At 64.6% G+C, this 23,826-nt stretch carries 21 protein-coding genes; 14 read left to right on the top strand and 7 right to left on the bottom strand.

What is annotated here, in order from left to right; translation table 11 throughout:
• Nucleotides 1-5 precede the first annotated feature (5 nt).
• Nucleotides 6-2,198 (bottom strand): excinuclease ABC subunit UvrB, encoded by a 2,193-nt coding sequence (gene uvrB / locus ACQY4Y_RS07560; protein WP_428489938.1) that lies wholly within the window; start codon nt 2,196-2,198, stop codon nt 6-8.
• 210 nt (nt 2,199-2,408) lie between these two features.
• Nucleotides 2,409-3,308 (bottom strand): phytanoyl-CoA dioxygenase family protein, encoded by a 900-nt coding sequence (locus ACQY4Y_RS07555; protein WP_428489937.1) that lies wholly within the window; start codon nt 3,306-3,308, stop codon nt 2,409-2,411.
• A gap of 329 nt (nt 3,309-3,637) precedes the next feature.
• On the opposite strand from ACQY4Y_RS07555, the gene ACQY4Y_RS07550 reads away from it, so the two are divergent.
• On the top strand, nt 3,638-5,050 hold the full coding sequence (locus ACQY4Y_RS07550; protein WP_428489936.1) for a TIGR03013 family XrtA/PEP-CTERM system glycosyltransferase: 1,413 nt from the start codon (nt 3,638-3,640) through the stop codon (nt 5,048-5,050).
• On the opposite strand, the gene ACQY4Y_RS07545 is transcribed toward ACQY4Y_RS07550, so the two are convergent.
• Nucleotides 4,998-6,236 (bottom strand): MFS transporter, encoded by a 1,239-nt coding sequence (locus tag ACQY4Y_RS07545; RefSeq protein ID WP_428489935.1) that lies wholly within the window; start codon nt 6,234-6,236, stop codon nt 4,998-5,000. The two genes, ACQY4Y_RS07550 and ACQY4Y_RS07545, sit on opposite strands and share 53 nt — an antisense overlap.
• A 50-nt stretch (nt 6,237-6,286) precedes the next feature.
• A complete protein-coding gene (locus ACQY4Y_RS07540; protein WP_428489934.1) occupies nt 6,287-7,540 on the bottom strand; it encodes a CinA family nicotinamide mononucleotide deamidase-related protein in 1,254 nt (417 codons plus the stop codon).
• Nucleotides 7,541-7,898: 358 nt separating this feature from the next.
• On the opposite strand from ACQY4Y_RS07540, the gene ACQY4Y_RS07535 reads away from it, so the two are divergent.
• Nucleotides 7,899-10,292 (top strand): DNA translocase FtsK, encoded by a 2,394-nt coding sequence (locus ACQY4Y_RS07535; RefSeq protein ID WP_428489933.1) that lies wholly within the window; start codon nt 7,899-7,901, stop codon nt 10,290-10,292.
• Between the two features lie 4 nt (nt 10,293-10,296).
• Here the strand turns inward: ACQY4Y_RS07535 and ACQY4Y_RS07530 are convergent, their stop codons facing one another.
• Complete coding sequence (locus ACQY4Y_RS07530) at nt 10,297-10,851, bottom strand: hypothetical protein (RefSeq protein ID WP_428489932.1); 555 nt, start codon at nt 10,849-10,851, stop codon at nt 10,297-10,299.
• A 207-nt stretch (nt 10,852-11,058) separates the two neighbouring features.
• Between ACQY4Y_RS07530 and ACQY4Y_RS07525 the strand changes: the two genes are divergently transcribed.
• The 6 genes from ACQY4Y_RS07525 to ACQY4Y_RS07500 all read left to right on the top strand — a co-directional run bounded on the left by ACQY4Y_RS07525 (nt 11,059) and on the right by ACQY4Y_RS07500 (nt 17,737).
• Nucleotides 11,059-11,796: an enoyl-CoA hydratase/isomerase family protein gene (locus ACQY4Y_RS07525; protein ID WP_428489931.1), complete on the top strand. Its 738-nt coding sequence runs from the start codon at nt 11,059-11,061 to the stop codon at nt 11,794-11,796.
• A 21-nt stretch (nt 11,797-11,817) separates the two neighbouring features.
• On the top strand, nt 11,818-13,266 hold the full coding sequence (locus ACQY4Y_RS07520) for a methyltransferase (protein ID WP_428489930.1): 1,449 nt from the start codon (nt 11,818-11,820) through the stop codon (nt 13,264-13,266).
• Between the two features lie 37 nt (nt 13,267-13,303).
• Nucleotides 13,304-14,575 carry a murein hydrolase activator EnvC family protein gene (locus ACQY4Y_RS07515; RefSeq protein WP_428490756.1) on the top strand — a complete coding sequence of 424 codons (1,272 nt, stop codon included), beginning with the start codon at nt 13,304-13,306 and terminating at the stop codon, nt 14,573-14,575.
• 167 nt (nt 14,576-14,742) lie between these two features.
• Complete coding sequence (locus ACQY4Y_RS07510) at nt 14,743-16,122, top strand: S41 family peptidase (protein WP_428489928.1); 1,380 nt, start codon at nt 14,743-14,745, stop codon at nt 16,120-16,122.
• Nucleotides 16,123-16,145: 23 nt separating this feature from the next.
• Entirely contained in the window at nt 16,146-17,255 is a 1,110-nt protein-coding gene (locus tag ACQY4Y_RS07505; protein ID WP_428489927.1) for a divergent polysaccharide deacetylase family protein, read from the top strand.
• Nucleotides 17,252-17,737: an RNA pyrophosphohydrolase gene (locus ACQY4Y_RS07500; RefSeq protein ID WP_428489926.1), complete on the top strand. Its 486-nt coding sequence runs from the start codon at nt 17,252-17,254 to the stop codon at nt 17,735-17,737. Before ACQY4Y_RS07505 ends, ACQY4Y_RS07500 begins: the two co-directional genes overlap by 4 nt.
• A gap of 50 nt (nt 17,738-17,787) precedes the next feature.
• Here ACQY4Y_RS07500 and ACQY4Y_RS07495 read toward each other — a convergent pair whose 3' ends face one another.
• Nucleotides 17,788-18,903, bottom strand: coding sequence for a mandelate racemase/muconate lactonizing enzyme family protein (locus ACQY4Y_RS07495; protein ID WP_428489925.1), 1,116 nt, complete (start codon nt 18,901-18,903; stop codon nt 17,788-17,790).
• Between the two features lie 411 nt (nt 18,904-19,314).
• Between ACQY4Y_RS07495 and ACQY4Y_RS07490 the strand changes: the two genes are divergently transcribed.
• A complete protein-coding gene (locus tag ACQY4Y_RS07490) occupies nt 19,315-19,533 on the top strand; it encodes a hypothetical protein (protein ID WP_428489924.1) in 219 nt (72 codons plus the stop codon).
• On the opposite strand, the gene ACQY4Y_RS07485 is transcribed toward ACQY4Y_RS07490, so the two are convergent.
• A complete protein-coding gene (locus tag ACQY4Y_RS07485) occupies nt 19,530-19,802 on the bottom strand; it encodes a hypothetical protein (protein WP_428489923.1) in 273 nt (90 codons plus the stop codon). The two genes, ACQY4Y_RS07490 and ACQY4Y_RS07485, sit on opposite strands and share 4 nt — an antisense overlap.
• 112 nt (nt 19,803-19,914) lie before the next feature.
• Here ACQY4Y_RS07485 and ACQY4Y_RS07480 point away from each other — a divergent pair, with 112 nt between their 5' ends.
• The 5 genes from ACQY4Y_RS07480 (at nt 19,915) to ACQY4Y_RS07460 (ending at nt 23,802) form a co-directional block, all read left to right on the top strand.
• A complete protein-coding gene (locus tag ACQY4Y_RS07480; protein WP_428489922.1) occupies nt 19,915-20,148 on the top strand; it encodes a hypothetical protein in 234 nt (77 codons plus the stop codon).
• On the top strand, nt 20,145-20,369 hold the full coding sequence (locus tag ACQY4Y_RS07475) for an amino acid permease C-terminal domain-containing protein (protein ID WP_428489921.1): 225 nt from the start codon (nt 20,145-20,147) through the stop codon (nt 20,367-20,369). Before ACQY4Y_RS07480 ends, ACQY4Y_RS07475 begins: the two co-directional genes overlap by 4 nt.
• 359 nt (nt 20,370-20,728) lie before the next feature.
• Complete coding sequence (locus tag ACQY4Y_RS07470) at nt 20,729-21,472, top strand: orotate phosphoribosyltransferase (protein ID WP_428489920.1); 744 nt, start codon at nt 20,729-20,731, stop codon at nt 21,470-21,472.
• 65 nt (nt 21,473-21,537) lie between these two features.
• Entirely contained in the window at nt 21,538-22,512 is a 975-nt protein-coding gene (locus tag ACQY4Y_RS07465) for an LLM class flavin-dependent oxidoreductase (protein ID WP_428489919.1), read from the top strand.
• Between the two features lie 72 nt (nt 22,513-22,584).
• Nucleotides 22,585-23,802 (top strand): hypothetical protein, encoded by a 1,218-nt coding sequence (locus ACQY4Y_RS07460; RefSeq protein ID WP_428489918.1) that lies wholly within the window; start codon nt 22,585-22,587, stop codon nt 23,800-23,802.
• The last annotated feature ends 24 nt before the right edge of the window (nt 23,803-23,826 follow it).

The raw sequence follows: 23,826 nt of genomic DNA, 5'->3' as shown, positions 1-23,826 counted from the left end.
CCGCTCTACGGCCCTTGCCGCTTCCTCCCGCCGTGCCCGCGCCGCTTCGACGGGTCGTAACCCCCGCCTCCCGGTCCCATCGGTTCCGGCCCCCGGCCCCGTCTCGGGCGCATCAGGGCGCTCGGCATCGGCGGCGGCGGCAGGCCCAGGTCCAACGCCTCCAACCGCTTGATCTCGTCGCGGAACCGCGCCGCCTGCTCAAACTCGAGGTTGGAGGCCGCGGCACGCATCTCCTTCTCCAGTCGAGCCATCGCCGCCTTCAGGTCCTTGCCGACGAACTCGGTGGTGGCCGCGTCCTTGACTGGGGCCACGGTGACGTAGTCCTGCTCAAACACGCTCTCCAGCACCTTGCCGATGTGCCTGCGAATCGACATCGGCGTGATGTCGTGGGCTTCATTCCACGCACGCTGCTTGTTGCGCCGCCGCTCGGTTTCCTCGATGGCGGTGCGCAGGGAGTTGGTCATCACGTCGGCATACATCACCACCCGGCCATCGACATTGCGCGCCGCGCGGCCGATGGTCTGGATCAGCGAGGTCTGCGAGCGCAGGAAGCCCTCCTTGTCGGCATCCAGAATCGCCACCAGCGCGCATTCCGGGATGTCCAGGCCCTCGCGCAACAGATTGATGCCGACCAGCACATCGAACACGCCCAGCCGCAGATCGCGGACGATTTCGATCCGCTCCAGCGTGTCCACCTCCGAATGCAGGTAGCGCACCTTGATCGACTGCTCGGTCAGGTAGTCGGTCAACTCCTCGGCCATCCGCTTGGTCAGCGTGGTGACCAGGATGCGGCCGCCAGCCGCGGTCACCGTCTTGCATTCGTGCAGCAGGTCATCGACCTGGTATTCCACCGGGCGGACCTCGGTGACCGGATCGATCAGCCCGGTCGGGCGGATCACCTGTTCGGCGAACACGCCGGCGGTGCGCTCCATCTCCCATGGACCGGGAGTAGCCGACACGAACACCGACAATGGCCGGAAACGTTCCCACTCCTCGAACTTCAGCGGCCGGTTGTCGACGCACGACGGCAGCCGAAAACCGAACTCGGACAACACCGTCTTGCGGTTGAAGTCGCCGCGGTACATGCCGCCGATCTGCGGCACCGTGACGTGGCTTTCGTCCACGAACAGAAAGGCGTTTTCCGGCAGATACTCGAACAAGGTCGGGGGCGGATCGCCCGGTTCACGCCCGGTCAGATAGCGCGAGTAGTTCTCGATCCCCTTGCACGACCCGGTCGTCTCCATCATTTCGATATCCCACTGCGTGCGCTGTTCCAGGCGCTGCAGCTCCAGCAGTTTGCCCTGTTCGTTAAGTTCCGCGAGGCGCTGCTTCAGCTCGACCTTGATGTCGCGGACCGCCTGGGTCAGCGTCGGCCGCGGCGTGACATAGTGGCTGTTGGCGTAAACCGTGACCTCGGCCAGATCGGCGGTCTTCTCTCCGGTCAGCGGGTCGAATTCGTGGACGGATTCGATCTCGTCGCCGAACAGCGCGATTCGCCAGGCACGATCTTCGTGGTGGCTGGGGAAGATATCGACGATCTCACCGCGTAGCCGGAAGCAGCCGCGGGTGAAGGCGGTGTCGTTGCGGCGGTATTGCAGATCGACCAGGGCCTTGGCCAGATGGTCGCGGTCGATCCGGCCACCCACCTCCAGCTTCGCCACCATCTTCGAGTAGGTCTCGACCGAGCCGATGCCGTAGATGCAGGACACCGAGGCGACCACGATGACGTCGTTGCGCTCCAGCAGGGCCTGGGTGGCGGCGTGGCGCATCCGGTCGATCTGTTCGTTGATCTGGGCGTCTTTTTCTATGTAGGTGTCAGTGCGGGGCACATACGCCTCGGGTTGGTAATAATCGTAGTAGCTGACGAAGTATTCGACGGCATTATCCGGGAAGAAGCTCTTCATCTCACCGTACAACTGTGCCGCGAGGGTCTTGTTCGGCGCCAGCACCAGGGTCGGCTTCTGTACCGCCTCGATCACCTTGGCCATGGTGAAAGTCTTGCCCGACCCGGTGACGCCGAGCAGGACCTGGTCGCGTTCGCCGGCTTCGACACCGCGCACCAGTTCGCTGATCGCATTCGGCTGGTCGCCCGCCGGCTGATATTCCGATACCACCTTCAGCGGCCGCGTCATCGACTTCGCCGGCTGTTTCTGCGGCATGAACAAAGCGCGCGGCGGATGGAGCAGTGTCTGGGACATAAGGCGAACTCCTCAACCCCATACAAATGGCGCGCCGAGGGGTCGACGTCGAGGGGGCGTCGACGTCGAGAGGTCGACGTCGGGCAGGTCGTTCGGCGGGTTCGCGTAAGGAGTGTGGAAGTTGGCGGAGGTGGTCCGGTATCTCCACTGGCTCTTGATTTTTCTGGGTCGATTCACCCGACCGCATGGGATGCTTCTGGGATCGAACCTCTAGTCGGTCAGCACAAGGTTGCGCACCGCCCGGGCTGCCCGCCGGATATCGAACAATAGCGTTCGCACGTTGGTCACCCGCATCCGTGTCCGTTGACGCCACAGATGCACCAGGAGCCCGCCATTTCTGCGCCACGCCATCTCTCGTTGCGCCCGAGCGGTGCGGTGTTCCGCGCGCCAGGGAAATTCCCGCGCCGCCCGGGTTGGTGTCGGTACCCGATCGAAGATCAGCACGTAGGCCATCCGGTCGCCATCGGACGGGTTAGGCCCGGCGCCGTGCAGCGTCCGTCCGGTATGGATCACGCACCATCCCGCTGGGACCGGGCATGCAACGGTGTCCCGCATGTCAAACCCGCCGATGCATTCCAGCGCGTGGATCCTGGAATCGCCACCGGGGAAGCCATGCGGCAGCACCGACCCATGGTGCGACCCGGGCAGGTAGGCCATGCAACTATTGGTCTGATCAACCGGCTGCAATGCCAGCCAGAAGCTGACCTCGTCGTAGTCGAAGCGCGGATCCTGGAATGCCTCATCTTGGTGCCAGGGTGTCGCCTCACCGATCCGCGCCGGCTTCATCAGCGAGATGTCAGCCTTGAACCGCACCTCGCTGCCCAGAAGCTGCTCGGCGATAGCGCGGGCGACATGATAAAAACTATGACCGACCAGTTCCGGTGCGAACGATCGTGGATGCAGGATCTGCGGAAACCGGGCCGGTGCCGACCCGTCATCCACGCCCATCGCATCGAACAGCGCGCCTTCCTCGAATCCCACCTTTTTGCTGTGAAGCCCCATCAGAGTCCGCCGCAGCGCCGCGACGTCACCCGCTGGCAGTCCGGTGTCGAACGGCAAAAATCCATCGGCTCGAAACCGATCGACCATGGCCGCATCAAGACGGTTCATCACAGTGCTCAGCCTTTATAATACTGGATGCAGTTCTGACGGACCGTTGCCCGAAACCACAATGAAACTATCAATTCATGGCATCCCCAGTCCAATCACGAACCGGCGCTGCCCGAAGCCGCAATGGCTAATTTGTACGATTATCGTGTTTCGAGCGGTAAACCCTGCGCGATCCTGCAATCCATCGACGTGTAGCAACAATGGCACCGGCCGTAACATTGTCGGCTGACACGCCCGCGTCATAGGCGAATTCATTTCCTACTATTCACGTTCTGGTTGTAGAACTCTCTGAAGTGACAGGCTACGCGCGTTCAGCATCGAGATCAGAAATGCTCAGGCTCTCAAAAACCACCACTGGGACCATCTTGTTCGGACTCGACCTGATATTGATCCTGGCGGCCTGGCCCGTGGTGCTTTGGATCAGTCGGCCAGACTTCGCGGCGCTATTTACTTTGCCGTGGGACTGTCGTGACCTCGGGTACCCGGCCCTCAACCTGCTATTACTGTTTGCCATGGGGTTATACCGGCGCGAGGCCATTCTCGAGACTGGACGTTCGCTGACCCGCATACCTCTGGTCGTCGGCATGGGAGCCGGCCTGACGATCCTGGCATCCCAGGCGCAATCCCGGCTGATCGCCAACGCCGCCGACCCGGGTGGCCGCGACCAGATGATGCTGTTCGGCCTCGCCGTGGTCAGCTTTACCCTGTGCGCCTTCCTGTCCCGCCTGGTGATCGACGTGCTGCTGCGCCAGCACGTGCTGCGGCGGCGCTTGCTGATCGTCGGCGTCGGCCGGCGCGCCTGGGACCTGCTGCACATGCTGGGACGCGAGGGCGGCAGCCTGCACGACGACGTCGCCCTGGTGCAGCACGACCAGGAGGAAGTCGATCCCCGGCTGCTGGCCGAACGCTCCGACCGGATCTTCTGCCCCGCCGACTTCAACGTCGCCGCCGTCGCTGGGCGGCTGGACGCCGACCTGATCATCGTCGCACCGGATGAACGACGCGGCATGGACCTTGGCCGGCTGCTGGAATGCAAGAAGGCCGGCTTCCCGGTGATCCAGTACCTGACGTTCGTCGAGCGAGAGATCCGCCGGGTCGACCTGAAACGCATGGAACTGAGCTGGCTGATCTACGGCGGCGGCTTCAGCTTCGGCGCCCTGGATCGCTTCCTCAAGCGCGGCTTCGACCTCGCGGTGAGTTGCCTGGTGCTGTCGCTGACCGCGCCGTTGATCGGCGCCGGCATGCTGGCGATCCGCTGCGAAGGCCGCGGTCCGCTGTTGTACCGCCAAGAACGGGTGACCGCGGACGGCAGGGTGTTCTCGATCCTCAAACTGCGCACCATGCGGGTGAACGCCGAGGCGCAAGGCGCGGTCTGGGCACAGGAACGCGACAACCGCATCACCCGCGTCGGCAACTTCCTGCGCCGCATGCGGATCGACGAGCTGCCGCAGTTGGCCAATATCCTGCGCGGCGACATGTCGTTCGTCGGGCCGCGTCCGGAGCGGCCGATGTTCGTCAAGCAACTAGCGGAGAAGATCCCCCTATATAATGAGCGTCATCTGGTGAAGGCCGGCCTGACCGGCTGGGCGCAGATCAACTATCCCTATGGTGCCTCGGTCGACGACGCCCGGTCGAAGCTGAGTTACGACCTTTATTATGTGAAAAATTTCTCTATCCTGTTCGACTTCGTCATTCTGCTGCAGACCCTGCGGGTGGTGCTGTGGCCGAGCGGGGTGCGATAAGCGGGGACCGGAACAGCAAGACCATGGCGATCAGGAAGTTCAGTGCGTTCCAGGCGATGCCGTTGGCGAACGCAGCCTGATACGACCCAGTCCAATCGTAGATCGCCCCGGACATCCAGCCGCCCAGCGCCATCCCCCCCAGCGTCATCATCAGCACGAGGCCGACCCGTCCGCCGGCCTCCTTGGCCGGGAAGCTTTCCCGCACGATGATCGGATAACTGGGAATCAACCCGCCCTGGAACAGGCCGAATAGCGCCGAGATGACATACAGCGACGTCAGCCCGTCCATCATCAGATACAGCGTCAGCCCCACCATCTGCGCGAGCGAACTGATCAGCAGTGTTGGCACGCCGCCCAGCCAGTCGGCGAGGAAGCCCGATGCGATCCGGCTGACGATGGCCAGGCCCAGCATCAGCGACAGCATCTGGGCACCTCGGCCCGCGCCGTAACCCAGGTCGCTGCAATAGGCGACGATATGAACCTGCGGCATCGACATTGCCACGCAGCAGGCCAGGCCGGCGATCATCAGCAGGGCTTGCAGCACCGCCGGCGGCAACGCGATCCCTCGCGAGGCAGCGATCGGCGCCGCTCCGCCGGGCGCGAGAGCCGGCGGGCGGCCGCGCAGCAATAGCGCCAGCGGCGGAATGGTCACCAGGCAGACCACCCCAACCACCAGATGCGCGGTGCGCCAGCCGTGAGCGTGTATTATCGGCTCGATCAGGATCGGCCACACCGTTCCCGCCAGCGAGTTGCCGCAGGTGCACAACGCGACTGCGATACCGCGGCGCCGTTCAAACCAGAACGAAATGCTGGCCAGCACCGGCACGAAGGTCGCGGCCATGCCGAACGTGCCGATGAACAGGTAGGCGGCGGCGAACGACACCAGCCCGCGCGACAGCGACGCCAGGATGAATCCGCCGCCAATCGAGGCAGCGCCGATCATCAGGGTCGGAATAAGCCCTCGACGGTCCGCCAGCTTGCCCATGATCACGCCGCCGACGCCGAAGCCGATCATGGTCAGCGTGAATGGCAAGGAGGCCGCCCCGCGATCCAAGCCGAAGTCTGTCTGAACGGCGGGCAGCGCAACCACCACGGACCACATGCCGGCACCGCCGATGGCGGACAGCAGAACCGATACCGCCAGGCGGAACCAGGCGTACGGAGAATCGATCTCGCGGCGGATCATGATGGTCTCAGGGCGTTTCCGGCGACCCGTATGTCGGGTCTTGTGGGGTGTCAGCTCTTCTCGAAGTCGATCCTCTCGACGACGGGCAGCGCATGCAGCAACCGACGCAGACAATCCAGTGCCAATTCGACCGCGCCCAGTCGGACCCATTCGCGCCCGCCGAGGATGCGAGAGCGGCGAAACGCGACCCGGCTGGCAGTGGCGATGGCGATCCAGATGGTGCCGCCGAAGTCGATGCGATCGGCGCCGTCGTCGAGTTCGATCAGCACCGCCAGGGCGTGCGACGCGCCGGTCTGTTGGCGTGCCGCGACGGCAACGGCTTCGGTGGTGACCTGGTCCAGTTGGTTCGGCAGCGGGACGCCGAACAGTTCATCCAGATGCCGGGTTACGCTGCCGTGGCGGAACACCCCCTCCGCGCCCGGCAAGTGGGCGATGCGGGCGGCGATCTGGCCGGCGGTGAAGGTCTCCACCAGCGTCAGGGTGGCGCCTTCGGCTGTCAGCGCCGCCAGGGTGACGCCTTCCAGCGTCTGGTCGTCCTCGGCGAAGATGAAATTGCCGAGCCGCTGTTTCACCTCGGCGGTGATCGGAGCCAGCTTGCGGCGGACGTCATCCATGTCGGTGCCGCGCACCGTCAGCTTGGTTTCAAGCTGCGGGTAGTGGGCGCGGAAGCCCAGCTTGACGCCGCCGTCGGGGTCGAGCGCCTCGACCCCGGTCAGCAACTGATCGACGTGCGATTCGCCCAGGCCATAGGAATGGAACCGCTTCAGGTGAATTGACGCCGGCGCGCCGGAGCGAGCCAGGATGCGCGGGATCACCTGCTCTTCCAGCATGCGCCGCAGTTCTCGCGGCACGCCGGGGGTAAAGAAGAAGCGCGCGCCGCCGATGTCGAGGGCGAAGCCACAGGCGGTGCCGACCGGGTTGTCGAGCATCTCGGCGGTCGCCGGCAGCATGGCCTGCTTGACGTTGTTTGGCGGCATGGTGCGCATGCGGCGGGTAAAGAATGATTCCATGCGGTCGAGCCATTCCTGGTGCAGTACCAGATCGACGCCGGCGGCCTGGGCGGCGATCTCCTGCGAGAGATCATCGACGGTGGGACCAAGACCGCCGTTGACGATCACCGCGTCGGCCCGGCCGGCGGCCAACTTGAAGGCGGTGAGCAGCGAATCGCGGTCATCGCCGACCGTGGTGCCCCAATGCACCGAAAGGCCGACATCCTCCAGCTTCTGCGCCATGTAGGAGAAGTTGGTGTTGGTGATCTTGCCGGTCAGCACCTCGTCGCCGGTGCAGATGATCTCGATGCGCATGCGTTGCCCCCTGGTGGGGGGAGATTAGGGGATGTGGGGGCGGGGGCAAAGCGCGGGCGGCGGCCAGGCGCGTCTGGCCGGGGGTATTCGTGGTCGGCCTGCAAAGAGTCCAGACCGGTGCCGACCCGGAGTCGCGGGCTGGCGTTGGACCGCAGCGAGAGCCGTGGCCTCGGCGGCGACGCGGTTTTCCGGCACTCTGCGAAGCGGCGCGAGATGCTCGCCGGATGGTGCTTCATTTATCAGCGGCTTCCCGGCTATACCTCAAGCGCCGACGCAAGCAGGTGATACACAACGAATGTCCGCACGCTCATCGATTGGGGAACCCCGCAAATTTGCCTCGCCCGCTGTGCGGGCCTTGATGAAAGAGCGCAGCGCCGAGTTCGGCGGCCTGCTGCTTGGCGTGCTCGGCCTGGCGATCCTGGTCGCCCTGGCGACCTACGATCCACGCGATCCGTCGCTGGATACCGCGACCAGTCGTCACGTCAGCAATCTGGCAGGACCGGTGGGCGCGGTGCTGGCCGACGTGCTGCTGCAAGGCTTCGGCATTTTTGGCGCGTTGCCCGGGATTGCGATGCTGACCTGGTGCTGGCGCATCGCCTCGCATCGCGGCCTGGGCAGCTTCAGCGGACGGCTGGCGTCGCTGCTGGCGGCGATGCCGCTGCTGGCGGCGACGGTGTCGGTGCTACCGGCGCGGCACGCCGTCGCCTGGCCGGTGATGGCTGGCCTCGGCGGCTCGATCGGGCAAATCGTGGCCCGCGCCGAATTGGGCGCGGGGCAGGCCTTGCTGGGGATCGTCGGCGCCGCATCGATCTGGCTGCTGAGCGCGGCGCTGGCCATTGTCCTGGGCCTGTTGGCGTTGGGGTTGTCGCGATCGGAGTGGCGGACCGCGGGCCATGCCGCCGGCATCGCCGCGCGTTACTCGGTGTCCGGCGGCCGCGGTGCTGTCGGGGCGCTGTCGCGCGGCGCCGGCGGCGCGGCGTCGGCCTCCGGTTGGCTGGTCAATCTGGTCAACCGCGGTCCCGGACTGGCACCCGATGACCCGTCGCCGGAGCTGCCCGGCCGGCCGCGCCCGGTGGTTCGGCAGGGTTTGTCTGAGCAGGCGCTGGAGGCCGGTGTGGTCGAGCCAGATAGCAATCCGCTGGGTATCCCGCCGGTGCGCGTGCCAAAATCGGTGGCGCCGCGCCGGCCGCAGCAGCAAAGCCTGCAGCTGCAGGAAGCAGGTTGGAAATTTCCCTCGCCAGACCTGCTGAAAAGCCCACCACCGCGCGCCAGCACCGGCCCGAGCGAGGAATCGCTGCAGGCCAATGCCAGATTGCTGGAAACCGTGCTGTCGGACTACGGGGTGCAGGGCGAGATCGTCGAGATCCGTCCCGGCCCAGTGGTCACGTTGTATGAACTGGTGCCGGCTCCGGGCATCCGCAGTGCCCGCGTTATCGGCCTGGCCGACGACGTGGCGCGCAGCCTATCGGTCACCGCGGTCCGTATCGCCACCGTGCCGGGCCGCAACGTGATCGGCATCGAGGTGCCAAACAGCAAACGCGAGACGGTGTTCCTGAGCGAGATCCTGTGCAGCGACGAGGTGCTGAAATCGACCGGCCGGCTGTCGCTGGCGTTGGGCAAGGATATCAGCGGCAAGGCAATCGTCGCCGATCTGTCGCGGATGCCGCATTTGATGATCGCCGGCACCACCGGATCGGGCAAATCGGTCGGCGTCAACGCGATGATCCTGTCGCTGCTGTACCGGATGTCGCCCGACCAGTGCCGGCTGATCTTGATCGACCCGAAAATGCTGGAATTGTCGACCTACGAGGGCATTCCGCATTTGATGGCGCCGGTGGTGACCGAACCGGCCAAGGCGGTGACGGCGCTGAAATGGACGGTGCGGGAGATGGAGCGGCGGTATCGCGCGATGTCGCAGCTGCAGGTGCGCAACATCGGCGGCTTCAACGAACGGGTCGCCGATGCACGGATCAAGGGCGAAGTGCTGACCCGGCGAGTGCAGACCGGTTTCGATCCCGACACCGGCCGCCCCACCTTCGAGGAGCAACCGCTGACGCTGGAGCCGCTGCCGTTCATCGTCGTGGTGGTCGACGAGATGGCCGACCTGATGATGGTCGCCGGCAAGGAGATCGAGCAGGCGGTGCAGCGGCTGGCTCAGATGGCTCGGGCCGCCGGGATCCACGTCATCATGGCGACTCAGCGGCCGTCGGTGGACGTGATCACCGGCACCATCAAGGCCAATTTCCCGACCCGGATCAGCTTCCAGGTGATCAGCAAGTTCGATAGCCGAACAATCCTCGGCGAGCAGGGGGCGGAACAATTGCTGGGCATGGGCGACATGCTGTTCATGCAGGGCGGCGGCCGCATCACCCGAGTACACGGACCGTTGGTGTCGGACGACGAGGTGGAGAAGGTAGTGGCCTTTCTGCGCGAACAGGGAGAGCCGGCGTATCTGGACGATGTGACCGAAGCGGTGGAGGGGTCCGGCGGCGGCGACGCGGATCCGCTGCTATCGGGCATCGCCGGTGCCGGCGACAGTGACAAGAGCCTGTTCGATCAAGCGGTCGCGGTGGTGGCGCGCGAAGGCAAGGCATCCACCTCTTTCATCCAGCGTCACCTGAACATCGGCTACAACAAGGCTGCCAAGCTGATCGAGCAGATGGAGAAGGAAGGCATCGTCGGGGTGGCGAACCATGTCGGCAAACGCGAGATCCTGGTGCGGCGGACGCACGACGACGACATGGATTGCTAACCGATTATTTCGCCAACTTGTAACCAGCTGGGATCATAAAGAGCGCCTTGGGCTGCGCTTGGAACACCAGGTGCGTCATAAGCTCCAGGTAGTGCACGTTGCGGCCGTACACCCCCGCGTCATATTCGCGCCGAATCATGACCCCGGTTTTGGTCAACCAGTAGGAACCCGCCGCCTTCAGCGCGCCATCGTCGCCGAACGCATATTTCGTCGTCGCCTGACCCTCGATGGTTTGCGTTCCCAGCTTCCGGGCGTCCGTTGCGTTCAGAGAACGGGCGAAGTAGCGACGATACAACTCGTCATCCATCGGCGTAATCAGATAGGTGTGATTCACCATCAACAGGCACTGGGTCTGCGTCGTCAGGTCCAGAATCGTTGAACTGAAGCCGTTGCCGCGATCGATCCGCAGTTTGCCGTCGGCGTAATGAATCGTTTCCCTGGTTTCGGCCGCGCCTTCCTGCTGCACCGCGAGCGCGGAGAATGCGACGCTGGGCAGAACAATATCATCGTAGGCCCAGGCCGAGGGCGCATGGACCGAGGCGCCCACGATCACCGCCAAGATCAACAGGACATAGCGCATCGGCCCCGCACCCAAAACCGTATCAATGTTCACGACGATCCTGTCGCTATGTCAACGAAATCGAGCATTGTTGATCCGCCGTCACGCAGCCGAACCGACACCCAGCGCCAATCGAGCAATTCGATCGATTTCCCCCGCAGCCATCATCTCTTATGATCGCCTCACAGCAAACGGGGAATCGTCGGAATGCCAGCCGTCACCGTCGAACATCGCGGCGCTATCGCCATCATCCGGATCAACCGCCCCGAACGCCTGAACGCCATCAGCCAAGCCGTTGCGGTCGAGATGCAGCAGGCGTTCCAGCAGTTCGACGCCGATCCCGACCGTCGGGTCGCCGTTCTGTCGGCCAGCGGTAACCGGGCGTTCTCCTCCGGCGCCGATGTCAACGACCTGCCGGAACTGTGGCGCGCCATCCCCAACGTCGGATACCACACCGACAAGCCGATCATCGCCGCCACCTCCGGCTGGGTGGTCGGCGGCGGCATCGTCATGGTGATGATGTGCGATCTGCTGGTGTCCTCCGCGGACACCCAGTTCTATTACCCGGAGGCAAAGCTTGGCACCACCGCCGGCGGCATCAGCTCGCTGGCCGCCCGCATGCCGCATCATCTGGCGATGGAGATCATGCTGCTGGGCTCCAAGATCACCGCCCAGCGCGCTTACGACGTCGGCTTCGTCAACCGCGTCGTGGCCAACGGCGAACACGAGGCGGCGGCGCTCGGGATGGCGGAACAACTGCTCGACTCCGCACCGCTGGTGATCGCGGCACTTAAACGACTTGTCAATGAGGTCATGCCGGGCGGCCCGATCGAGCGTATGGTGGCGATCAGCCAGACCGTCGCCAAGGTGCGCCAATCCGACGACCTGCAGGAGGGCATTCGTGCCTACAAGGAAAAGCGCAAACCCCGCTTCACCGGCAGGTAATCCGAGCTCCGTTCGGGGGTGATGGACCTGTTAGACCGGCTGCACTGTCCGCGATGCAAGGGCCGTCTGCAGGCTGCTTCCGATGATGCGCTGGTGTGCTCGCTCTGCGACTGGACGGTTCCGGTGGTCGATGGGATCGGCGATTTTGCGGCCGGTGCGCCACCGGCCGCCGGCACCGACCGTTACCGCGGCGACTCCCGCCGCCACGACGACGGCGCGGCCGATCTGTTAGGTCGGATTCAGGCCGCCGCCGGGGATCGCTGGCCGGCGTCGCTGGGCGAGATGATCGAGTTCGGCTGCGGTCGCGGCGAAACCACCCATTCCATCGTCGCCGCGCAGCAATTCCGCAGCCTGCTGGTGCTCGATAGCGATATCGCAATGCTGCAAGCCTGTCGGAGCCATATCGATGGCCTCGGCGGTCGGCCAATCGGCTACGCAACGCTCAACGGCGCCCAGGACGCGCTCCGCGACGCCGTGGCCGACACCATAATGGGCACTGGGCTGCTGTCCGGCATCGGTGACGTCCGCGGCTTCCTGACCACGGTCTTCCGTGTGCTCAGGCCAGGCGGCCGAGCGGCGTTCGTGGTGCCGAACCGACGCTATTACCAGGCGATGTGCCTGGCGATGGCCGAAGCGCTGGTGCAGCGCCATGCCCGCGACGGCGCCTGGCCCGACGGCCAGCAGATCGCGCTCGAACTGCTGGCGCAGACCCGGCGGCTGCTGATCCACCGCGGCGACGCCGGTTTCCTTTCCAATCTGGAGGTAAAGCATCTGTTCGACACCGAGGCGTTGCAGGATCTCGGCGCCGAAATCGGCTTCGCCACCGCAACCGCAATTCCGCTCGACCCCGACCCTGCCGGCGCCGAGACGATGCGGCGAATCTGCCAGGGCGCCGGCGCCCCCGACAGTTTCATCGACACCTTCGGCACCCTCGCCGCCGCCGTGGGACAATCGTACTTCAGCCTGCTGAACCGCATGGATGCGTCGGCATCGACGCTGCTCTGGTTGACCAAGCCAGCCGGCCCGACCCTGCGCATCTTCCATCATCAGCCGCCGCCACCGGCCGGCCGGCCCAGGGCCGACGCCGCGCTGGGCGGCGTGGCACCGCGCTGGTCGGTCGAATTGCTGGCGCGCGACACTATCGACGGCATCGTGGTCTCGGTTGGCGGATGGTGCCTGTGCAACACCGACGTCCACTGGGTCCGCCTGACGCTTGGGGACACCGCCCGTCACGCCCCGGTCTGGCGCCCGCGTCCCGACGTGCACGACGTGCTCAACCGTCACGGGCTATATCATCCGCTGAACACGCTTTGCAGCGGGATCGCCAACGACCTGCTGTTCGAGGGCATCCATCCGGATGGCAACACCCTCCCGTTTCGACTCGATATCCTGCTGACCAACGGTGTCATCGTGTCCGGGCCGGCCCCCGAGTCGCTGCTGATGGACGGGCCAATGGTGATCGCCCATTAGCACGGTGTCATTACCCGCGGCGACCCGCTTGCCGAATGTGGCACGCCGGCACCATGTGCGCACCCTGGTCCGCGCGCTGACGTTCGTGGTCGCCCTGGCGCCGGCGGTGCTCCTCGCCGCCTCGCCACGCGAGGACGAGACCCGGCAGAGCCTGAGCGAGGCCGAGCGACAGAACAGCGAGCAACTCGCCGCCCACAAGGCCGCCGCCGACCGGGCCTCCAGCGCCGCCGCCGAGGCCCTGCTTCTGGCGCAGCAACGGGTTGCGGCTGCGGCCCGGCTGCGCGAGGCGGAAATCGCGACCGCCGACGTCGCCACCCGGATCGATACCCTGGCACAGCGGCGGCGCGACGCGGAGCGACGGGTCGAGGCTCGTGCCAAGGCGATCCAACCGCTGCTGCCGCTAATCGAAAGACTCTCACTCTATCCCGCCGAGACCTTGCTGGCGGTGCCGGCGCCGCCCGACGCGGCGCTGCGTGGCGTGCTGGTGCTGCAGGCCATGTCGCGCCAGCTTGAAGTCGAAACCGAGGCGCTACGCCGTGACCAGGCAGAGTCCGACGCCGACGCCGACGCCCTGCGCCAGGAGGCCCCGCGCCTCACCGAAGCCGAGGCCGCGCAAAAGCGCGAAGCGGACGCGCTGGATCAACAGATCGCCGCCGCCCATGCCGCGCAGGCAACCGCCGAGGCGGAAGCCGACAAGGCCGCGAGCCTGGCCGCCGAGGCAGCTTCGCGCGCTGATTCGCTGCGCGCCGCGCTGACCGCGTTGGACGCGCAGCGACGTGCCGACGCAGCTAAGGCGCGGGAAGAAGCAGCCGGGGCGGAACGGCAGAAGCACCTGGCCGCGGCGAGGGCGGCGAAACAGCGTGAAGCGGTCGCCGCCACGCCGACCGGTGCCGGCACCATTGCCGCGGGCTCCCGCCCGCATGGCCAGCTACAGCCGCCGGTGATCGGCGTTGTGGTGAAAGGCTGGGGCGAACAAACCGATGGCGGCCCGGCGAGGGGCGTGTCCTACAATGCTCCGCCGGGGGCACACGTGATTTCCCCGTGCGGCGGGCGGGTCGTGTTCGCCGCCAGTTTCCGCAGCTACGGCCTGCTGCTAATTATCGACTGCGGCGGCGGTTATCACGTCGTCATGGCCGGCTTCGACCACCTCGACGTCAAGCTCGGCCAGAGCCTTGTCGCCGGCGAGCCGGTCGGGATGATGCCGACCTGGGAACCCGGGTCGGAGGCTCATCGCCCGGCGCTTTACGTCGAATTGCGCCACGACGGCGCACCGGTGAACCCGGCACCCTGGCTTCGTCCCAGTAGCTAAGGAAGGTCACAGCCGGTTTCAAAACCCGCCGAATCAACACTGGACGCCAGCCAACCCGTTGCGCCACAACGCCGCGATTCAGTTTGCTCGCTTGCAACCGCCTTTCCGATATATAATGCAGGCTCACGCGCCGGGAGTGGTCCGCTGGCGTCGAAGGGAAAGATAGCATGAACGTTCGCGCTCGGCATTGGCGCTATGGGTTGTTGATCGGAACCGCGTTCGTGGCCGGTGCTGCGGTCGGTCCAAGCCTGGGCTCCCTGGGTAGCGCTTTCGCCCAGGATAGCAATCGGACGGACATGTACCAGATGCTGAAGGTGTTTGGCGACGTCATGCAGCGAGTGCGCGCCGAATACGTCGATCCGGTCAACGACAAGGACCTGATCGAGAATGCGATCAACGGCATGCTCACCGGGCTCGATCCGCACAGCTCGTACATGAATGCCAAAGCCTTCCGCGACATGCAGATCCAGACCAAGGGCGAATTCGGCGGCCTCGGCATCGAGGTCAATGAAGACAAGGGCATCATCAAGGTGGTATCGCCGATCGACGATACCCCGGCCGCCCGGGCCGGAATCAAGCCCGGCGACATCATCACCGCGCTGGACGGCAAGACGCTGATCGGCACCACGCTGAACGATGCCGTGGACAAGATGCGCGGGCCGCCAAACTCGAAGATCATGCTGACCCTGAAGCGGCAGAACGTCGACAAGCCGATCGAGGTGTCACTGACCCGCGAGGTCATCCATATCCAGGTGGTGAAATCGCGCATGGAGCCGCACGATATCGGCTATGTGCGGCTGTCGCAGTTCACCGAACAGGCCAACGCCGGCATCAAGCAGGCGGTGAAGAATCTGCAGGCGCAGAATGGCGGCAAGCTGCGCGGCCTGATCCTCGATCTGCGCAACAATCCCGGCGGCCTGCTGGATCAGGCGGTTTCGGTGTCGTCCGATTTCATCGACCAGGGAGAAATCGTCTCGACCCGCGCCCGACACCCCGAGGACAGCCAGCGCTGGGACGCCAAGGGCGACGACATCCTGCACGGCGCGCCGCTGGTGGTGCTGATCAACGGCGGGTCCGCCTCGGCGTCGGAAATCGTTTCCGGCGCGCTGCAGGACCACCATCGCGCGGTCCTGCTGGGCACCCGCAGCTTTGGCAAGGGATCGGTGCAGACCGTCATCCCGCTGCCGGGCGACGGCGCCATGCGACTGACCACGGCGCGCTACTACACACCCTCGGGCCGATCGATCCAGGCGCTGGGGATCACCCCGGACGTGCCGGTGCGGGAAACCGCCGAGGCCCGCCCGAACTTTGGCGGCGAGCGTGAGTCCGACTACAACAAGATACTCAGCAACCAGGGTGGCACCGGTCCACAGGCGGTGCCGCCGCGCACCGACCTGCCGCCGATCGCCAAGCAGATCCCCGACAAGCCGGGCGCCAATTTCCCGAAATTCGACCCGGCGAAACCCGATGCCACCGACTTCCAACTGCAGGAGGCGGTGGTTCTGGCGCAGGCCATGGCGGCGCAGAAAAGCGCCTCGGCGAACTGAACCTGACCGCCGTGGCGGCCCGCTTGCCAGCAGCCCGGCGTCTCGGCGGCGTGCTGGCGGGCTGGCCCGGGCTGCGGCGGTTCTGGATCGGAGTATTGGCGGCGCTGGCGATCGGCGCCGGCGTCTTACAGGCGCTGGGTCCGCCGCCGGGTCCGCCGAACCCAGCGATCGCACAGCGAACGCCAGCCAAATCGCTCGCATCCGGGCCCGGACCGACCGCAAAGCCGCCTGTTGCCTCGCAGCCGACGCAACTGCAAGCCGCCCAGCAGACATCACGCCCGCCACCCGTCGGCCGTGCCACACCCGGTCCCGTCGCCGATCCCGATCCGTCCTTGCTGGAAGCCGATCCCGGTGATCCGAACCATAAATTGCCGCGCGTTTCGGCCAACGGCCGGGCGCCGATGGCGGCCTATGCCGCCGGGTTCGATCCGACCAACGTGCGGCCGCGCGTCGGCATGCTGATCGCCGGCATCGGCATGAGCGAAACCGACAGCCTGGCGGCGATCAAGACCCTGCCGGGTGGCGTCACGCTCGCGATCTCACCCTATGGCGGAAATCTCGAACATCTTCTGGCTGCCGCCCGGCTGAACGAACACGAATATCTCGTCTCGGTCCCGATGGAGCCGAACGGTTATCCGGTGAACGACCCCGATGACCGCCGCGCCCTGATGACGTCGCTGCCCAGCAGCGAAAACCTTACGCGCCTGAACTGGGTGTTGTCGCGCCTGACCGGCTACGTCGGCGTGACCGACGCGTTCGGGCAAATGCACGGCGACCGACTGGCCGGCGTGCCGGACCAGTTCACCCCGGTGCTGGAGGACGTTGCCCACCGCGGCCTGTTGTTCGTTGATGCCCGCCCCGGCCAGCCAGCGCTGCCGTATGCCTGGAGCCGATCGGTGGACGTCGTGATCGACACCGACCCGGTGGATGCGAAGCTGCTGGACCAGCGGCTGAACCAATTGACGCAAACCGCCCTGGACAAGGGGTCCGCCCTGGGGTTGGTTCAGGTCCCGCGGCCGGTGACGCTGGCGCGCGTCGCTGCCTGGACCAACACCTTGGCAGCCAAGGGGCTGGCGCTGGCCCCGGTCAGCACGCTGGTGGTGCGGCCGGCCAAGCAGGAAGCGGAAAAATGACCGATCTGCCTTATCGGCCCAACGTCGGTGTGGTGCTGTTCAACCCCGACGGCCTGGTCTTCGTCGCCCGCCGCGCCGACATGGCTAACGCCGAGGGACCCGCCGGCGGCTGGCAGTTGCCGCAAGGCGGCATCGACGACGGCGAAGAGCCCCGGACCGCCGTACTGCGCGAACTGGAGGAAGAGATCGGCACCCGCAAAGCCGAAGTGATCGCCGAGCACCCGGACTGGCTGACCTATGAGCTGCCCCCGGGCCTGCTGGGGATTGCCTGGCGCGGCCGCTACCGCGGCCAACGGCAACGCTGGTTCGCCATGCGCTTCACCGGCCAGGACAGCGATATCCGTCTCGATCTCGATCCCCACCCGGAATTCGACGACTGGCGCTGGGAGAAACTGTCCGCGCTGCCGTCACTGGCGGTACCGTTCAAGCGCGCGATCTACCAAGTGCTGACGCAATCCTTCGCTCGGTTCGCCAGCCAATAGCCGCGCTGATCCGACCGGGATCAGCCCAGCCTGGTGGCGCGCGACCGTTGTTAACCCGCCAGCACCGTCGGCTCCCGCACCAGATATCGGCGCAGCACCTCCATGTCGGGGTCGCGCCCAAGCCCTGGACCGGTCGGGACAGCGACCTTGCCGCCTTTTGCCTCGACCAGCTCGTGATACGGGCTTGCTTCCAGGTCGACAAACAACCGCTCGAACGGCGCGTCCGGCGCGACCGCGGCATTGACGTGAAGCGAGGCCAGGTATCCGGCACCGAAATACGCGTTGTGCGGCACCAGCCGGACCGCGAACGCCTTCGCCAAAGTCGCGACCTCCAGCATGGCCGAGGGACCGCCGATCTTGGTGACGCTGGGTTGCGCGATGTCCTGCGCGCCTGCCTCGAACGCTGCCCGGAAGTCGTGCAGGCCGGCGGCGTTTTCGCCGGCGGCGGTCGGTATGCCGCCCTCCGCCCGAACCCGCGACAGTCCGTCGTGGTCGCCCGGCGGCCAGACCGGTTCCTCCAACCAGGTCAGGTCGAGCTGTTCCAGGTCGCGGGCCATTTCCAGCGCTTGCCAGACAGTCCACGGGCAGTTCACGTCCACCATCAACCTGGCGTTCTCGCCAAGCGCGTTGCGCGCCGCGGTGATTTCGGGCGTGGTAATCTCGTGCAGCTTGACGTCGCGATAACCACGTGCGGCGGCGCGCTCACAGGCGGCGCCCACCGCCGCCGCCTCGCCATAGCGCAGCAGGCTGGCGTAGCAGGTCAGTGTGTCCACCGGCGACCCGCCCAGCAGCCGCCACAATGGCAGGTTGGCGTTCTTGCCGGCGATATCCCACAGCGCGATGTCGAGTGCCGACAGCGCGAAAACGTGAGGCCCGTTGCGTCCATATAGATGGAATGCGTTGCCCAGCCGGTGCCGCAAACCGGCAATGTCGCGCGCATCCTGGCCCAGCACGGCGGGTGCCAGTTGCGTTTCCAGGACGGTCATCACGGCGGCCGAACTGCCGTGGCCGAACGCCTCGCCCCAGCCGTCGATACCGGTATCGGTCCGGATCCGCAGCCAGACCGTGTTCATGCTGCGCCAATTCAGCCCAGCCATGACCTTGGGCTTGCCGCCCATGTCGAACGGCGTTTGCGTCCAGTAAATCTCGACAGCGGTGATCTTCATGCGGGTTTCCTCCTTCGCCGAGTCTGCGCCACGACCGGGCGCGGCACCAGCCGAACCGTGTCCATCGATGGCGGCATAGGGTATCATGGCGTGGAAGTCCGTCGCCGACATCATGTCCGGCGGGAAAGCCGAAGGTCATCGGCTGTCGAAAACCCTCGGCCCGTTCAGCATCATCGCCATGGGCATCGGCGCCGGGCATGTTTGACCGGTATCGCCGCTGCTCGCTACGCTGGGCCAGCCATCATGCTGTCCTTTCGTGCTCGGTGGCATCGTATATGCGTCTGTCGGTCTGTGCTATGCTGAGCTGGCGACGATGTTGCCGGTGTGCAGCAGTATAGACACCTATACACACGTCTCGCTGGGCAAGCTGGTCGCCTGGATCATCGGTTGGGACCTGATCCTGGAAACGCCATGGGCGCCGCCACCGCCGCGCTCGGCTGGTCCGGATACGTAACCAGTCTGCTGCACAATCTTGGCGTCAGCATCCTGCCCGCCCTCGCGGCCGCGCCCGGCACCGCGATCAAACTGCCCGACGACAACACCGTCACCGGCATACTCAATCAGCCGGCCGCCGCCCTTGTCGCAATTCTGACCACCATGCTGATCATGGGCACCAAGGGGCCCGTCTAAACAACGTCATGGTGGCCATCAATCTGACCGTGGTTCTGGCATCCATCGTGCTGGGTACACAATACGTCAATCCCCCCAACTGGCACCCGTTCATCCCCGAAAACACCGGCACGTTCTGCAGCTTCGGCCTCAGCGCTGTGCCACGCGGTTCCTCGATCGTGTTTCTTCGCCTTCATCAGTTTCGATGCGGCCTCCACCTCGGCGCAAGAGGCCAAGCTGCCACCGCGAGACATGCCGATCGGCATCCTGGGATCGCTGGTGATCTGCACGGTGTTTATCTCGCGGTGGCCGCGGTGCTGACCGGGCTGGTTCCATACGCACAACAGAACGTTCAGACCCGACCGCCAAGGGCCTCAACGTGTCGGGCTGAACTGGTTCTCGGTGCTGATGAAAATCGGCGCGCTGATCAGTCTGACCACCGTCATCCTGGTATTGCTCTACGGCCAAAGCCGCATTCTCTATACCATCGACGATGACGGCCTGACCCCCTATCTGAGCCAGATGATGATCGGCCTGATCGTCGCCGTCACCGCCGCGCTGGTGCCGATCGACGTGCTTGGCGAAATGGTCAGCGTCGGCACGCTGTTCGCCTTCGTGCTGGTGCGCGCGCCGTGATCTGTCTGCGCCGCAGTGCCGCCGAGACATTCCGTCCGTTCAGCGTTCCCGGCGTCCCGGTGGTGCCGGTCCTTGGCATTCTGTTCTGCCTGCTGCAGATGGCCGGGCTGCCGCTGATGACCTGGGCGCGGCTGATTGCCCGGCTGGTGATCGGACTGCTGATCTACGCGTCGTACGGCCGCAACTTGCGTCACGCCGCCGCACCGCCGTCATTGAAATAGGCCCGTCCTCAGAACTACCCCGATGCGCTCGGTTCCGCCCTGTGCCGCGTCGATCACCAAATACATGACCCGGAAAAAATGTACGAGAGCCCGATCAGCATCGCGCCGGGCGGCGGCAGCAACGCGTGCGGGATGAAACTGTATCGCTTCAGCCAGACAAAAACCGCCAGAAGGCCGCGGCCGGTGCCTGGTTCATCTGGCGGCGGAAACCCCTTCGTCGACCGCAGCCAAATAGCCGATCGAGCGCCGATCCGGCGCCCACATCCGCGCGATCAGCCGGGCTGTCATTGAACCGTGCGATCGGTTATCAACATCGCCCCGGAGCCCGACAATCAGAACTCTCGCAAAGGACCGCGCCGATGGCCAAACCCGCCCACGCCTCCACCGCCCTGACCGAGTGGGATCGTGACGCGGCGCTGACCGCCGCGCGCATCCTGCTGGAGATCAAGGCGGTCAATTTCCGCCCCGAGGAACCCTATACCTTCACCTCCGGCTGGAAATCCCCGGTCTACATCGACTGCCGGCGGATCATCTACTTTCCCAGGGCGCGGGCCAAGATCTGCGATCTGGCGGTGGAAAAGATCGACCGCCATGCCGGCTTTGAAAGCATCGAGACCGTCGCCGGCGGCGAAACCGCCGGCATCCCGTTTGCTGCCTGGATTGCCGACCGCATGGCCGTGCCGATGTCCTACGTGCGCAAGAAGCCGAAAGGCTTCGGCCAGAACGCCCTGATCGAGGGCGACGTCCCGGTCGGCCGGCGCACTCTGCTGGTCGAGGACCTGACCACCGACGGACAATCCAAAATCCGCTTCGCCAACGCGCTGCGCGATGCCGGCGCCATCGTCAACCACGCCTTCGTCGTGTTCTTTTACGGCGTGTTTCCCGGTGCCTTCGAGACCCTGGCCAATATGGATATCACCCTGCACAGCCTGTGCACCTGGTGGGATGTGCTGGAGGCCTGCAAGGACCGCCCATACTTCGCCGATGCGGCGCTGTCGGAAGTGCGCCGTTTTCTGGAAAATCCGGTGGCCTGGTCCGCCGCCCACGGCGGCATCGCCTCGGCCGAGGAAGCCAGCGCTCGCAAGGCCGCCGCCGAGGCCTAACGCCGAGAACTTCCGGCCTCGCCCAAGCTGCCCTAAGCTATCGCCGACACCGCGGGAGGTCCGTTATGAAGGTCGGTCTGTTCATCAACACACAGTTCCCCGAGGGCTTCACGATCCCGGAACGAATATCGGATATCATTGAACAAGTCAGCGCTGCGCGGGACGCCGGCTTCAGTTCGCTGTGGTTTCCGCATCACTGGCTCACCTACCCGATGCAGATGCTGCAGATCACCCCGATGATGGGATATATCGCCGCACACGCCAAAGGCATGACAATCGGCTCCAACATCCTGATCCTGCCGCTGCTGAACCCGGTACACGTCGCCGAGGAAGCCGCCACGCTTGACGTGCTCACCGGCGGCAACTTCATCCTCGGCGTCGGCCAAGGCTATCGGCAACCCGAGTTCGACGCGTTCCGAATTCCGCTTGCGGAACGAGCTCCTCGCTTCACCGAAGGCATAGCCCTGATCCAACAACTCTGGACCGAGCGCCAGGTCACTCACCAGGGCCGTTTTTACACGGTGAACGATGCCGGGATCGGTCTGGCACCGCAACGTCTGGGCGGCCCGCCGATCTACATCGCCGCCCAGGCTGCTGCGTCAGTCAAACGCGCCGCCCGCATCGGCGACGCATGGCTGATCGTCAACAGCGGCGGCCTGGGCAAAACCGAGCCGCTGATGCGGACCTATCGCGCGGCGCTGGCCCAATATGGCCGCACCGCAAGCGAATTTCCCATCACCATCGAATGCTACATCGGCGACCGGCGTGCCACCGCCTATGAGGAATGCCGCGACCCGCTGGAATACAAGTACAATACCTACGCCTCCTGGGGTCTGTCCGACCGTCGCAGCGAAGCCAGCTTCGAGGACTTCGCCCGCGACAAATTCATCATTGGCGATAAGGTTTCGGTCAAGGAAGAAATTGCCCGCTACCACGAATTGCTTGGTGTCGACCACTTCATCATGCGCTGCAATTGGCCCGGCTTGCCGCAACACCAGACGCTGGCCACGATCAAACGCCTGGGCCAGATCTTCGCTTAAAGAGAACATTCGCGCCTATCGGCTCGCCCGGAAATGTGCTACGTAAACATGCTTTGCTAGCGAGTTTACCGCATGCCCCTATTAGACTTTTGGAAAGCCTCACCAGCTTCCGTCGCACAGGTAAGCATAGACCAAATCGTTTCGAGTGCGGGCGATGGCATGCTCCGAGATGGATCGTTTTGTGCAACAGAATTGAGAGACTACCTGTCGCAGGTAGCGAGTGAGAAGATTGCTGGTTACATTGAGCACTGCCTCTCCGTCAGTTTTAACAAGAGTGGTATGGTCCTCCAGGACCTCGTAAACGAGTTGGGAAGGCGGCTGGACTATAAGGTTACGAATGGTCGCTACCAAGGAACAACTACTGCCATTGGTTTCGATGGGATCTGGAGCTCGCCGGAGGGGCGCGGCATTGTACTGGAGGTAAAGACGACCGATGCGTATCGCATCTCGTTGGACACGATCGCTGAATATCGCTCCAAACTCACGGGTTCTGGTCAAATCAGTAACACTTCGTCTATCCTCATTGTCGTAGGACGCAACGATACAGGCGAGTTAGAGGCGCAGGTACGCGGGTCGCGCCATGCTTGGGATGTTCGGCTTATTAGCGCTGATGCACTGCTAAAACTCGTACAAATCAAGGAGAATGCCGAGGGACAGGACACGGGTGCCAAAATCCGCAGCCTACTAACGCCTATGGAATATACTCGCCTCGACAAAATGATCGATGTGATGTTTACGGCTGCTAAGAACGTTGAGGTTGCAGCGGCCGCCGCCGAAGTAGAGGAAGACTCTGACCAAGACCAATCTGAATATGGACAGAAAGAAGAAAAGGGCGTTTGGCAGTTCACTGAACCGGAGCTATTGCAGTCCAAGCGAGAACAAATCTTGGCTGCTATCGCGCAACAAATGTCGACCGGCTTGATTAAGAAAAGCCGCGCCCTATTTTGGGATGCATCGCATGCCGACCGGATCGTCTGCACGCTTTCCAAGCGCTATCTCAAAAAGGGTTCCTACGCCTACTGGTACGCTTATCATCCGCAGTGGCTCGAATTCCTTGAGGGTGGGCTGAGAGGTTTCTTGGCCCTCGGATGTATGGATCGCGAGTTCGCTTTCGTGATTCCCGCGTCGGAGATCAAGCCAATTCTTGAGGCCCTCAATACTACTACAACCAAAGACGGCCATACCTACTGGCACATGCACATCGTCGAGACCTTGCCAGGTTCATATTCTCTTTTGATGCCGAAGAAATCAACCACGCTGGCTCTTGATCCGTTTCGAGTTGGACTGTAAAGGTCTGTGGATTTTTGTATCTCG

Source organism: Rhodopila sp., assembly GCF_965277165.1.
Lineage (GTDB): Bacteria > Pseudomonadota > Alphaproteobacteria > Acetobacterales > Acetobacteraceae > Rhodopila.
The sequence above is the reverse complement of the archived record's forward strand: the minus strand, read 5'-3'. Positions and strand labels throughout refer to the sequence as shown.